General features: G+C 71.8%; 9 protein-coding genes and 1 tRNA gene. 3 read left to right on the forward strand and 7 right to left on the reverse strand.

Going from position 1 to position 13,309, the window contains the following annotated elements; all coding sequences use genetic code 11:
* Positions 1-22 precede the first annotated feature (22 nt).
* Genes M8J74_RS18415 through M8J74_RS18440 form a run of 6 tightly spaced genes read right to left on the reverse strand, consistent with a single transcriptional unit; the run spans position 23 to position 8,551 of the window.
* Entirely contained in the window at positions 23-781 is a 759-nt protein-coding gene (locus M8J74_RS18415; RefSeq protein WP_249837476.1) for a TylF/MycF/NovP-related O-methyltransferase, read from the reverse strand.
* Positions 782-785: 4 nt separating this feature from the next.
* Complete coding sequence (locus M8J74_RS18420) at positions 786-2,138, reverse strand: O-antigen ligase family protein (RefSeq protein ID WP_249837477.1); 1,353 nt, start codon at positions 2,136-2,138, stop codon at positions 786-788.
* The gene (locus M8J74_RS18425) at positions 2,135-3,613 is read right to left on the reverse strand and encodes a tyrosine-protein kinase domain-containing protein (protein ID WP_249837478.1); all 1,479 of its coding nucleotides are present in this window, start codon (positions 3,611-3,613) and stop codon (positions 2,135-2,137) included. Before M8J74_RS18425 ends, M8J74_RS18420 begins: the two co-directional genes overlap by 4 nt.
* Complete coding sequence (locus tag M8J74_RS18430; RefSeq protein ID WP_249837479.1) at positions 3,604-4,773, reverse strand: glycosyltransferase family protein; 1,170 nt, start codon at positions 4,771-4,773, stop codon at positions 3,604-3,606. Before M8J74_RS18430 ends, M8J74_RS18425 begins: the two co-directional genes overlap by 10 nt.
* Positions 4,770-5,813, reverse strand: coding sequence for an LCP family protein (locus tag M8J74_RS18435; protein ID WP_249837480.1), 1,044 nt, complete (start codon positions 5,811-5,813; stop codon positions 4,770-4,772). Before M8J74_RS18435 ends, M8J74_RS18430 begins: the two co-directional genes overlap by 4 nt.
* Entirely contained in the window at positions 5,813-8,551 is a 2,739-nt protein-coding gene (locus M8J74_RS18440) for a DegT/DnrJ/EryC1/StrS family aminotransferase (RefSeq protein ID WP_249837481.1), read from the reverse strand. Before M8J74_RS18440 ends, M8J74_RS18435 begins: the two co-directional genes overlap by 1 nt.
* A gap of 178 nt (positions 8,552-8,729) precedes the next feature.
* On the opposite strand from M8J74_RS18440, the gene M8J74_RS18445 reads away from it, so the two are divergent.
* From M8J74_RS18445 to M8J74_RS18455, 3 genes are all read left to right on the forward strand, one after another.
* Positions 8,730-9,470 carry a TetR/AcrR family transcriptional regulator gene (locus tag M8J74_RS18445; protein WP_249837482.1) on the forward strand — a complete coding sequence of 247 codons (741 nt, stop codon included), beginning with the start codon at positions 8,730-8,732 and terminating at the stop codon, positions 9,468-9,470.
* A 100-nt stretch (positions 9,471-9,570) separates the two neighbouring features.
* A complete protein-coding gene (locus M8J74_RS18450) occupies positions 9,571-10,692 on the forward strand; it encodes a PP2C family protein-serine/threonine phosphatase (RefSeq protein ID WP_249837483.1) in 1,122 nt (373 codons plus the stop codon).
* Positions 10,693-10,890: 198 nt separating this feature from the next.
* The gene (locus M8J74_RS18455; RefSeq protein WP_249837484.1) at positions 10,891-13,080 is read left to right on the forward strand and encodes an MMPL family transporter; all 2,190 of its coding nucleotides are present in this window, start codon (positions 10,891-10,893) and stop codon (positions 13,078-13,080) included.
* A gap of 154 nt (positions 13,081-13,234) precedes the next feature.
* On the opposite strand, the gene M8J74_RS18460 is transcribed toward M8J74_RS18455, so the two are convergent.
* Positions 13,235-13,308, reverse strand: a tRNA-Pro gene (locus M8J74_RS18460).
* Position 13,309 lies beyond the last annotated feature (1 nt).

The raw sequence follows: 13,309 nt of genomic DNA on the forward strand, positions 1-13,309 counted from the left end.
ACTCACCGCGCCCGCGAGACGGTCACGGCTTGACCGCGATCCGCCCCTCGTCCATCCGCAGCAACAGCAGCCGTTCACCGGTCCGTTCCAGGAACTCGTCCACCGCCTTGCGCGATCCCTGCCAGGTGCCGTAGTCGTCGATGAGCAGGACACCGCCCGAGGCGAGGCGCGGATACAGGTGCTCCAGTTCGTGGCGGGTGGAGGCGTACCAGTCCGTGTCCAGCCGCAGAATCGCGATCTGCTCGGGCGCGTGGTGCGGCACCGTCTCCTCGACCAGGCCCTGCACGTAGTGGAGGCGTTCCTTCGGGTACGGAATCGGTGCGAAACCCGACCTCACGTCCTCCAGGCTCGCCACCGCCCGGATCAGGCTGTCCCGGTCCGACTCCGCGAGCAGTCGGGCGGCCGGTTCCCCGTCGTGTCTGCGGTCGTCTTCGGTGGGCGGCGGCATGCCCTCGAAGGTGTCGAAGAGGTACAGGTCGCGGTCGGCGGCGCCGAGCGAGAGCAGGGTGCGCGCCACGGCGTGCATGCTGCCGCCGCGCCACACTCCGCACTCCGTCACCGCGCCGGGGATGCCATGGCGCACGATGTAACGGGTCGCCAGGATCAGCGCGTTGACCCGCTCGGCAGGCGTCATGGAGTACGGCCGGACGGCCGTGATGACCGCTTTGGCCTCTTCGTCGTAGTCGGCGGGGTAGTCGGGCGCGGCGGACTTCGGCGCCCGGCGGATCTCGAAGCCGGTGAGGTGCCGCAGTCCCGCGTTCGCCCTTCGCTTCCAGGACATGGCGTCAGACTCCGTGCGGGTCGGGACGACGGGCGGGCCGGGGCGCGACCGTGTCGCGTCTCCTCGCGCCGGAGGGCGGCGCGGCCGGAGGCGGCACCTTGCTCATGCGCGTCTCCGGATCGGCGTGCGCGCCTTCGGAGGCGCGGACCAGCGCGGTGGCGAGGCCGATGGAGAGGTAGAACAGCACGCGAAGGACCGTGCCCTCGAAGCTGGACTCGACCGCGAAGACGACGAGTTGGGCGACGAGCGTGAAGCCGACGACGCGGGCCACCGGGCTCGTGCGCCAGCGCGAGAAGAAGAAGACGGCCGTCCCCACCAACGCGAGCGAGACGCATGCCCCGAGCAGGACACCGAAGTACACCATCTGCTGCAGGTACGTGTTGTGGACGCGCGCGAGGTCCCAGATCTCGTCGGGTGCCGCTCCCCCGCCATAGCCGAGGAACGGCCGCTCGGCGATCTTTCCGACCGCCTCGACCGCGAACTGTGAACGGAGGAAGACGTTGGCCGAGCTGAACCGGCTGCCGAAGAAATCACGGGTGTCCGGATTCAGCCGGTAGAGCAGCATCGCGGCCGCGAGGGTGGCGGCGACGGCGACGGCGATCTTCCCGGAGACGCGGCTGCCGACGCGCCGCTTCCTCACGAGGTTCCCCAGGCCCGCCAGCAGCGCGGCCACCAGGAGACCGAGAAGGACCCCGCGGGAAAAGGTGCAGAAGACCGCGACGAGCGCGACGAATCCGGCTCGGGTGAACCGGCGATCGTGCCGCACGTGGCCCCAGTACAGCAGGAGGGGGACGAAGAAGGCGAGCACACTGGCGAGGTTGTTGGACGGCCCCAGGACCGGATGGGACAGCCGGGTGTAGTACGACAGGTACCGGGTGGAGCCGGGGTCCAGCCCGGCCTCTTCGGGTGCGAAACCCGGCACCCGCAGCAGCAGGAGCACCGCGGGGACGATGACGAGATAGCTGTAGCGCTTGATGTACGTCATGACCCGGCCGGGCGGGGCCGTACCGAGCTCCCGCACGACGAACAGGTAGGCGACGATGCCTTCCGCGTACACGATCGTGGCCCGAAGGGTCGCGCCGTGGTCCTGCGTCCACAGCATCGACAGGCCGCAGACGACCGCCGGCAGGCACAACAGGGCGAAGAGCCCGCGGTATCCGACGTCCAGCGGTCTGAAGGCGCTGTCCACGAAGAGGGTCAGCGCGGCGACGACCAGCAGGACGTCCAGCACGGAGACCGACCTGAGGCCCGGCACGGAACTGGCGAGGCGGACCGGCATCGCCGCGGCGATCAGCACCAGCATCAGCAGGACGCGGTGAGGCGACTCGGCCCCCGCAGCGACGCCGAGCCGCTTCACCGGCGTCCCCTGTCCGGCTCGGCCCGGGGCACGCCGTTGGGACCCGAGGACCACGCTGCCGTGTGCGACCGGCCCCGGTTCTGGTGGCGGACGTCGTGTCCGTCCGCGTGGGGCGCGGGCGGGACCGGCGGCACGTAGGGCACGCCGCGTCGCCCGCGCTCCCCGTTCAGTACGGCTCCCATGACCGTGACGCCGACCGAGCGCAGACGCTGCAGCGAATGGTCGAAGTCCGGCAGGCGCGTGGTCTTCGCCTCGGCCACGAGCATCGCCTGCCCCACGGCGCGGGACATGGCGGTCGCGTCGCTCCGGTTCAGCACCGGGGGTGCCACGAGAAGGACGACGTCCGCCCGCTCCATGAGCCGCCGGCACAACTCACCGGCCTCCGCCTGCCGCAGCGGTGCCGGGTCAGGGCCCTCCTCCGCACCGCTCCTGGCGAGTACGCGGAGAGGCATGTCCGCGCGCCAGGCCGTCAGCGCCTCGTCGACCGGCACCCTGGCGTTCACCACGTCCGTCAGGTCCCACGGCGACGTCAGTCCCAGAAGGTCCGCCGAGCGCGCCGACCGCCCCTGGGCGTCGACCAGGATGGTCCGGGTGCCGCCCTCGGCCAGGGCGATCGCCAGTCCCACCGCCACTGCCGTCACCCCGTCCTCCCGTGCGGCCGAGGTCACGACCAGGGCCCGGGGCCCGGGGCTCCGGGCGGAGAGTTCGGTCGTCAGCGCCAGCCACCGGTAGGCCTGTGCTTCGGACGTCGATGCGGGCAGTCCGGAGCGGAAGTCCGTGTCACCGCGTCGCCGTCCGTGGGGCAGGACACCGAGGACGTCGACGTCCGTACCGTGCCCGAGGTCGTGCAGGTCACGGATCCGCGTGTCCGTGACCTCTCGCACGACCGCCCAGGCCAGCCCGAGGACCAGGCCCACGGTGAGGCCCAGCATCACGTCGAAGCCCTTGTGCGGGGACACCGGGTGCTCCATGAGCTGCACGGGGTTCAGCGTTCGGACGCTGATCACGGGTGTCTGTCCGCCACCGGCCTGCCCGGGGTTCTCGACCGATGTGACGACTTTCGAGAACGCCGGTCCCAGCGCTTGGGCGATCTGCCGTGCCTGGCCGGCCGAGCGGTCCTTCACCGTGACGTCGATGACGGCGGTGTCGGCCGGATTGGTCGCCGTGATGTGGCTCTTCATGTGCTCGACCGAATAGGGCAGACCGAGTTGCTCGGTCAGCTGCCGGAGCACGGACTGGCTGGTCAGCAGCGTGGTGTAGGACGTGGCGCGTTGCTGGGCGAGGAGTGCGCCCTGGTAGGCCTGGCTCGAGTCCTCCCCCGGGGCGGTGACCGTCACCAGCATCTGGGCCCGGGCCTCGTAGACCGGGGACTGCGTCTGCGCCACCACGGTGCCCACGGCGGCGCCCGCGAGGGCGAGCAGGAGGATCGCCACCCAGTGGAAGCGGAGGAGGCGGATATAGGCTTTCAGGTCCATTTCTCGTCCTCGGGCAGAGGGGCGTCATCGTTCAGCAGCTGCTCCAGCGGACGCAGGGTCTCGTTCCAGCTCAGGTGCTGGGCCTGGGCGTAGGCCCTGTCGCTGGCCCACCGCCATCGGCGCTCGACGCCCATTGCGTCCACGACGGAGCGGAACGTCTCCTCGGTGTAGACGAAGGAGCCTTGCAGCAGGTCCAGATGGCGTCGCCAGGCGGGTACGAGCACGGGAAGTCCGTACGACAGGTACTGGAGGTGTTTCGACGAGAAGCCGTCGCGGCGCAGGGGGTCCTTGCTGCAGGTGACCAGCCCCAGTTGGTAGTTCCGCAGGACGTCGAGGGAGGGCGCGTACCCGAGGTAGTTGAGCTGGAGCGACGGATCCGGCGGCGGTCCGCCGAAGACGTCGAGGTGGGGATAGAGCGCGGACAGACGGCTCAGGAGTTCGGGGTCGTTGAAGCCGGCGCTCAGGTTGCCGAGGTAGACGACGCGCGGTGGGTCGGCGAACGCGGCGCGTTGCCCGGCGGGGGTGCAGCCGAAGTTCAGCGGGATCAGGTTGCGTCCGCTGATCCCGTACCGTTCGACGGCATAGCGCGCGTAGGACTCCCAGTGCAGGGCCAGGTGGTCGACGCTTTCGAAGAGGTTGGTCTCGAGGCGGCGGAGCTTGGCGTGCTGCCGCCCGCTCAGCCTGCCGTCGTAGAACACCTCGTCCGCCCACGGAGCGGGCGCGTCGTACAGGGTCCCGGCGGACCGGGCGCAGGCCAGCACCCCGGCGTCGTAGACGGTTTCGCAGATCACCAGGTCGAAGTCGTCCAGGGGAAGCGAACGCTTCAGGATGCCGCGTCGCAGGCGATGGTCGGCGACAAGAAGGTAGTACGACAGATGCCGTCTCCCGAAGCCCCATCGCCGGGTCAGCAGCGCGGCCGCGGCCTCCGTGGCATAGAGCGCGAGCTTTCTCGGACTGGGCGCGGGAAGCCTGCCGGCGAGGGGTCCGGGCGCGCCGGACCAGCGGCTGAGGTGATAGGTGTCGACGAGGTGAGCGTCGTAACCTCGTTCCCCCAGGAAGCGCTCTATCGCGGCGGGCTTGACGCCGTTGGCGAAGGCGTCGAGCTGGCAGATGACGAGGACCCGCTTTCGCGTCGGTGTCCTCGTGGGCGTGGTGGTCATGAAGCACCTCCTCGGACCGAGGAATTTCCTGAGGCAAGGGCACGGCACCGCGCCCGCAGTTGCGTCCGGTCGAGGATCAGTACCGACTGCCTGCCCACCCAGCCCGCCCGGACGACCGGTGCGGTGGAGAACTGTGTGTCGCTCGCGCCGAGGTGGCGCAGGCCGACGACGAGGTCGCGCAGATCGCCGTTGGACATGTGGTCGTCGACGCTGACGGTCCGGGTGATGGCGTCGAGCATGCGGTGGGTGGCCAGCGGGTCGGTGAGGCTGACGTTGCCGCGCACCCGGGCGAGCAGGGCGCGCAGGAACCGCTGCTGACGCTGGATCCGTGCCAGGTCGCCGCCGGGCACGCCGTGGCGCTGGCGGACGTACGCGAGCGCCTCGTCGCCCTTCATGAGGTGCGTACCGGCGGTGAAGCGATGGTGCAGTTCGGGGTCGTAGGAGGTGCCGTCCACCGTGACGGGGACACCTCCCACCGCGTCCGTGAGGGACTTGAAGCCGTGCCAGTCGATGACGCCGAAGTGGTCGACGCGGGTGCCGGTGAGTTGTTCGACCGTCCGGATGAGCAGGGGCGGGCCGCCCCAGGAGAACGCCGCGTTGATCTTCGCGGAGCCGTGGCCGGGGACGGGGACCCAGCTGTCCCTCGGGATGGACAGGACGGAGGCGGAGCCCTTGCCGGGGGCCAGGTGGATCAGCATCAGCGTGTCGCTGCGCTGGGCGCCGTACGTCCACAGCCGGGCGGTGGCGTCGGTGCCGGTCGTCGGGCGTGTGGAGCGGCTGTCGACGCCGGCGACGAGGAAGGTCGTGCCGTCGTGGTGTGCCGCGGACCCGGTGGGGCGGGGTCCCGACGGGAAGGCGTGCGGGATGCGCGTCACCCGGTCGCCGTAGTGGTCGGTGGCCCACCACACGCCGCCGGCGGCGACGCCCGCCAGGACCAGTACGGCGACCACACCGCACACCACCAGGGTCCGCAGGATCCGGCCGCCTCCGCCGGGGCCCTGTCTGGGGCCCCATCCCGGCCACGGCTGCCGCGCGCTCATCAGAAGTCGTCCGGGTAGGGGTCGGCCGCGCCGGCGAGGGGGCCGGGCTCCGGCCTGGCGGCGGGGAATCCGGGGAGGAGTTCGGCGAGGACGCGGCGGACCGCGGCGTCGTCGTTGCGTTCGGCCGCGGCGTACAGGTCGGGGAGCCGTTCGGTCACCGCGGCCGGCTCGTCGTGCTCGGTGACGGCGGTCGCCGCCAGGATGCGGGGGTGGTCGGTGGGGGTGTGGCGTTCCCCGGCGGAGAACAGGGTCTCGTTGAGCTTCTCGCCGGGCCTGAGCCCGGTGAAGCGGATCTCGACGTCGGGTACGTGCACCGACCGGGCGAACTCCCGGACGAGGTCGACGATGCGCACCGGGCCGCTCATGTCCAGGACGAACGCCTCGCCGCCCCGGGCGATGCGGGCCGCCTCCAGGACGAGCCCGACGGCCTCCTCGACGGTCATGAAGAAACGGGTCACCTCGGGGTGGGTGACCGTGACCGGCGAGCCGGAGCCGAGCTGCTCCGCCACGACCGACAGCAGCGACCCGCGGCTGCCCAGCACGTTGCCGAAACGGACGGCGGCGAAGGCGGTGCCGGGCGGGCCGTCGCGCCCCGCGCGCCGCACGACGAGTTCGGCCAGTCGCTTCGTGGCCCCGAGGACGGAGACCGGGTCGGCCGCCTTGTCGGTGGAGATGAGCACGAAGCGTTCGGTGCCGGTGGCCATGGCGGCGCGGACGAGGTTCTCGGTGCCCCGGACGTTCGTCTTCACGCCTTCGCAGGGATGCAGTTCGAGCAGCGGCAGATGCTTGTGGGCGGCGGCGTGGAAGACGACCTCGGGGCGCAGGTCGCGGAAGATCTGGTCGATGCGCGGGCCGTCACGGATGTCCGAGATCACCACGTCGTCGCCGCGCAGCGCGTCGCCGTCGAGTTCCAGTTGCAGCCGGTGCAGGTTGGACTCGTCGTGGTCGAGCAGGAAGAGCCGGCTCGGGCCGAAGGACCGCAGCTGGTGGCAGAGTTCGCTGCCGATGGAGCCGCCCGCGCCGGTGACCAGGACGCGTCGTCCGGCGACGGCCGAGCGCGCCTCGGGGCTGACGACGTGCATCTCGGGGCGGCCGATGAGGGCGTGCACGTCCAGCGACCGCATGTCGCTGCCCACCACGTCGCGCTGGAGCGCGGCGATGAACGACGGCAGGTACCGTACGCGGGCCCCCGCGGCCTCGGCGGCCCGTGCCACCCGGCGGAAGCGCGCCGGCAGCAGGCCCGGCACGGCCACGACGACCACCTCGATGCCGTGTGCCAGCACGGTCGTTCCGGTGTCGTCGAGCTCTCCGAGGACGGGCAGGCCCGCGACGGCTCCGGCCCGGTGTTTGGCCGGGTCGTCGTCGAGGAAGCCGACGGGGCTGAGGCCGAACTGGGGGGTGCGGGCGAGGTCGCGGGCGAGCGCGCGTCCGGCTTCTCCGGCTCCCACGACCAGGGTCCGCAGACCGTCGGCACGCGGCGTCCTCGGCGGTGCGGGCGGGGCGGTCCGGGGGCGGGGGGCGAGCCGGTGCAGTTCCTCGCACACCCGGTCCACGTCCTGTTCGGTGAGGCGGGGGTGCAGGGGCAGGGACAGCAGCTGCGGGAACAGCTCGTCGGCTCCGGGCAGTCCGCCGGCGGGGGTGAGGACCGTTCCGCGGAAGCAGGCCAGATGGTGCAGCGGGACGAAGTGGACGGAGACGCCGATGCCGCGCTCTGCCAGCCGCTCGACGACGTCGTCGCGGCCGAGGCCGTAGTCCTCGCCGACGCGTACGACGAACAGGTGCCGGGCGTGCCGCCCCGTGGTGGCCGGCTCCAGCGGCCGCAGTCCGGGCACGGCGTCGAGGGCCGCCGTGTACCGCGCGGCCAGCTCGTGGCGGCGCCGCTGCCAGGCGTCGAGGTGGCGCAGCTGGGCCCGTCCGATGGCGGCCTGGACGTCCGTCATGTTGGCCTTCAGGCCGGTCTCCTCCACGGTGTAGCGCCAGCTGCCGCCGGGCAGGTTGCGCCGCCAGGCGTCGGTCGACATGCCGTGCAGTCGCGAGCGGCGGATCCGGTCGGCGAACTCCGGGTCGTCCGTGGTGACCATGCCGCCTTCGCCGATGGGCAGGTTCTTGGTGGCGTAGAAGCTGAAGCAGGAGGCGCGGGACAGGCTTCCCACCGGCCGGTCGCCCACCGAGGTGCCGAGGGCGTGCGCCGCGTCCTCGACCACGTGGCTGGGCGACAGGCGGGCGGCGCGGGCCAGTTCGGTCACCGGCGCCGGGGCGCCCGCGTAGTGCAGGACCATCATGGCCTGCGGGCAGCCGCACGCCCGGGCCGCGCGGGCGACGGTGTCGGGTGAGGGCATCCCGGTGCGCGGATCGACGTCGACCAGCACGGGCCGCAGCCCGGCGTGCAGGACGGCCTGGGCGGCGCCGCAGAACGTCAGGGCCGGTACGAGGACGGTCCCGCCGGGCGGCAGGCGCAGGGCGCGCAGGGACAGTTCGAGGGCCGCCGTGCACGAGCTGACCGCGACGGCGTGCCCGGCGCCGACGTAGGCGCCGAACTCCGCTTCGAAGAGTTGCGTCTCACGGCCGGTGGTCACCCAGCCGGACGCAAGTACCCGCTCCGCCGCCCGCCGGGCCTCGGGGCTGATGCAGACCGCGGCGAAGGGCACGTCCGGCTGCCGATGGCGCTCGGCCGCGGCTGCCGCGGCGGGATACGACGGGCCCGCCGTCTGTCGGGACTGCAGCCGATCAACTGTCATTGTCCTGCTCCCCGCTTGCCCGGCTCTCCTGGGGAACGGCACCGCGCCCACGAAGGACCTGCCGAGGCACCACGCCAAATGCGTATATTTACGCCGTATACGTACACACTGCTCCCGGACCTGCATAGAGTCAACCGGAGCGGGGACAGCCCGCACACCGAACGACGGGAGGCAGGGCATGGCCAAGGACCGGGCCCCGGGACACGACGCCGACGAGGCGGACGCCCCCGCGCGGCGCGCCGCCGACCGCGGCCGTTACGGCCGGCTGAGCCGGGAGCGGGTGCTGGCCAGCGCCCTGGAGCTGGTGGACCGCGAGGGCCTGTCGGCGCTGAGCATGCGGCGCCTCGGCGCCGAACTCGGCGTGGAGGCGATGGCCCTGTACCGGTACGCGGCCGGCAAGGACGCCCTGCTGGACGGCCTGGTCGAGGCCCTCTACCTGGAGCTGGAGGAGCGGCTCGGCGAGCCGGCGGACGCCGGGGCGCCCTCGTGGCGGGCCGGGCTGCACCGCGTCGCGCTGGCCACGTACGAGGTGTGCGTGGCCCACCCCCAGGCGGTCCCGCTGCTGACCACCCGCATGCTGGCCGTCCCGCTCGCACGCCGGCCGCTCGCCGTGCTCAAGGACCACGAGCGGGTCCTCACCCTGCTCGGGCGGGCCGGGCTCGACGAGGAGGGCCGGGCCGTCGCCTTCCGCGCCTTCACGGCCTGGCTGCTCGGCTATGTGTCCGTGGAACTGCGGCCGATGGTGGACAACCCCGACGAGCCGGACCCGGCGTTCCGTCTCGGCCTGCACCGCATGCCGCCCCAGGAACTGCCGGAGCTGCGACAGGCCGCCCCCGCCCTCGTCGAGCGGGGCGGTCCGGAAGGACTGGCGGCGGGGCTGGACGCGCTGCTCGACCGCTTCGTCCCGCGGGAGCCGTGACACGGCGCGCCGACGGCGGGTGCCCGGCCGGGCCGGGCACCGCCCGCACACCCCCCGGGCTGCCCTAACGTAGGAGATCAGCATCTGCCCGGGAGCCCGCATGACCGGTAGCCGTCGCAAGAGATCCGTCGAGGCCGTCGATGCCATCGAGCCGCCCGGCACCGTCGACGTGGTCGCCGCGGTGGTGGCGGCGACGCTGCTGGTGGAGGTGCTCAGCACGCTGTCCGGGTCCGAGGTGTGGCTGCTCGGGCTGCTGGTGTTCCTGCCGGGTACGGCCTCGGCGCTGTGCACCGTGGTGCAGACGGCGTTCGTCGCCGGCTGGACCGCCGCGGTGGTCACCGCCACGGTGGTGCTGCGGGCCCCCCTCGACGGCCACTGGCTCGACCGTGTGCTGCTCGTCCTGTTCACCCTCGCCCTGGGCGGGTTCTCGGTCTACGCCTGCCACCGCCGCGTCGGACGCGAGCGCGAGATGCTGCGGCTGCGCTCCACCGCCGCCGCCATGCAGCGGCACATCCTGCACCCCCTGCCCCTGGTCACCGACGACGTCCTGGTCAACGGCGTCTACGAACCCGTGCAGGAGGACCGCCTCGTGGGCGGGGACATCTACGACGTCGTCGCCTCGCCCTTCGGCACCCGGGTGCTGATCGGGGATGTGCAGGGCAAGGGCCTGGCCGCCGTCGGCGCCGCCTTCGCCGTCATCGGCGCCTTCCGCGAGGCCGCCCATCGCGAACCGACCCTCACCGCGCTCGTGGACGCCCTGGACGCCGCCGTCGTACGCCACAACTCCTACGCCGAGCAGACCGGCGAGGACGAGCGGTTCGTCACCGCCCTGATCCTCGGCATCGACGCGCACGACGAGGCGCAGGCCGTCAACTGCGGGCACGTGCCGCCCCTGCTGATGCACGACGGCCTCGTCACCTCGCCGGCGCTCGACACGGGCGTCCCCCTAGGCCTGGCCGAACTCTCCGCGGAGCCGGCCGTGGTGGACTGGTTCGACTTCCGGGCCGGTTCCACCCTGTTGCTGACCACCGACGGGCTGACGGAGACACGGGCCGACGACGGCACCTTCTACCCGCTCGACGAACGGCTGTCCAAGCACCTCGGCCTCTCCCCCACCGAGCTGCCCCGTGCCCTGCACGAGGACGCCCTCGCCTTCGCCGGCGACGAGCGCAGGCAGGACGACATCGCCATCCTCACCGTCCGGCGCGCGAGCCACCTCTGAGGGACGGCCCTCGATTCCCGCTCGAATCGGGGAGGGCGCTTCACGCTCTTGGTCATGAGCATCACTAGGCTTGGCACCTGAGACAACCATTCGGCCGTCCCGACGGGAGGGAGTGCCCCGAGGGCCGGCCGAGGTCGCCGATGCCAGGGTCCGCTCCCCGGGCTGCGGTGATCTTCCTGACCAGGAGGACCCTCCCGCATGTTCCGACGTATTGGCAACGTCGTCGTCCGACATCCCGTCTGGACGATCGTGGCATGGCTTATCGCCGCGGTGGCGATCGTCGCCACCGCTCCGGGCCTGCCGTCCAGCAGTGACGAGAGCAGCTTTCTACCGAAGAGTTACGAATCCATCAAGGCCGCGGACCTCCAGGCGAAGGCGTTCCCCAGCGCCTTCACCCCGTCCGCGATCGCGCTGTACCAGCGCACCGACGGCGGCAAGCTGACCGCCGCCGACCAGCAGGACGTCGTCCGGATCACCAGGGAACTGGGCGACAAGCACATCGACCAGGTGCAGAAGGTCGTCCCCGGCCGGCCGTCCCAGGACGGCCGGTACACCATGACCCTGGTCCAGATGGACAGCAAGAACGCCGGCCAGCCCAAACAGGCCGACGCGGCCAAGGTGCTGCGCGACGACGTCAAGCAACTGGTCAAGGGAACCGACCTGGAGGTCAGGCTGGGCGGCTCCGCCGCGCAGGCACTCGACCAGCAGGACTCGTCCAAGCGCGGCGAGGCACTGATCGGCATCGGCACCTTCGTGATCATCCTGGTGACGCTGCTGATCATCTTCCGGGCGCCGATCCTGGCCGTGCTGCCGCTGTTCCTGATCGGCCTGGTCTCCGCCATCGCCAACGGGCTGATCGCCTACGCCACCAAGCTGTTCGACCTCCAGGCCAACAGCTCCATCTCGTCGATCCTGATCGTCGTGCTGTTCGGCGTGGGCACGGACTACTTCCTGTTCCTGATGTTCCGCTACCGCGAACGGCTGCGGGCCGGCGACGAACCGAAGCAGGCCATGATCAACGCGGTCGCGCGGGTCGGTGAGGCCATCGCCTCGGCCGCCGGCGCGGTCATCATCGCCTTCTTCGCGCTGGTGCTGTCGACGCTGGGCTTCCTCAAGCAGATGGGCCCGGCGCTCGCCATCGCGGTCACCGTCACCCTGATCGCCGCCCTGACCCTGATCCCGGCGGTGGTCTCGCTGATCGGGCCCAAGGTGTTCTGGCCGTCGAAGTCCTGGCAACGCGAACCGGAGAACGCCCGGTTCGCCGCGCTGGGGCGCGGGGTTGAGCGCCGCCCGGCACTGGTCGCCGCGGTCTCCGGCCTCGTCCTGGTCGCGCTGTCGCTCGGCACGCTCGGCTTCAACGCGACCTTCGACCTGGCCGCGGGCTCCATGCCCAAGACCAAGGAGTCCATGGTCGTCCAGGACGAGATGCAGAAGGCGTACTCGGCGGGCGCGGCCGCCCCGACCGACGTCTACCTCTCCAGCACCGACGGCAAGCCGCTGGACAAGGGCACCTTCGCCGCGTACGCCCAGAAGCTCGGTGCCGTGGACGGCGTCGCCGACGCCCGGATGACGCAGCTGAACAAGACCGGCACCACCGCGGACTTCACCGTCACGCTCAAGTACGAGGCCTCCACGGACAAGGCGCTGAGCGCGGTGGGCAAGGTCCGCGACGTCGCGCACGCCGACGCACCGGAGGGCACGCGGGCCCTGGTCGGCGGCATGTCCTCGATCTACAAGGACATCGACACGGCGGTGAGTCACGACTACCGGACGGTCTTCCCCGTCGCCGCCCTGCTGATCATGGTGATCCTGGGGCTGCTGCTGCGCAGCGTGGTCGCCCCCTGGTACCTGATCGCCTCCGTCGGCCTCGGCTTCGGTGCCACGCTCGGTGCCACCGTGTGGATCTTCCAGGAGGCGCAGGGCAAGTCGGGGCTGATGTTCATGCTCCCGGTGATCATGTATCTCTTCGTGGTCGCCATCGGCACGGACTACAACATCCTGATGATCGCCCGGTTGCGGGAGGAGGCCCGCGAGGGCCGCGAACCGCGTGAGGCGGCCGGCATGGCGCTCCGGCACGCCGGTCCCACCGTGGCCGCGGCCGGCTTCATCCTGGCGGCCACCTTCGCCACGATGATGCTGGCGGGCAACGCGCTGCTCACCGAGATGGGCTTCGCGGTCTCCTTCGGCATCGCCGTCGCCGCCTTCGTGATGGCGATGTTCTTCACGCCGAGCCTCACCGCGCTCATCGGGCACGCGGCGTGGTGGCCCGGTCACGCGGACCGGGCGCGTCCCGCGGCGGCCGGCGGCGCCGGGCACCCCGACCCGGCGCGGGTCTCCGGTGACAGCCGGGACGCGGTCGGCCAGGACTCGGCGGGGCGGCTCGGCTAGCCTGCCGCCCACCGGCTGACACGGCCTCAGGGGCCGGGCACCACCCGCGCGGTGGTGTCCGGCCGAGCCCGCACCGGCGTCCGGTCCACGCACACGACGAAGCCCCCGAACCCATGGGTTCGGGGGCTTTCGATGTCCTGAGACATCGTGACCGTCGGGACGACAGGATTTGAACCTGCGACCCCTTGACCCCCAGTCAAGTGCGCTACCAAGCTGCGCCACGTCCCGG

This window comes from Streptomyces panaciradicis (assembly GCF_023516615.1).
Taxonomy (GTDB): Bacteria; Actinomycetota; Actinomycetes; order Streptomycetales; family Streptomycetaceae; genus Streptomyces; species Streptomyces panaciradicis.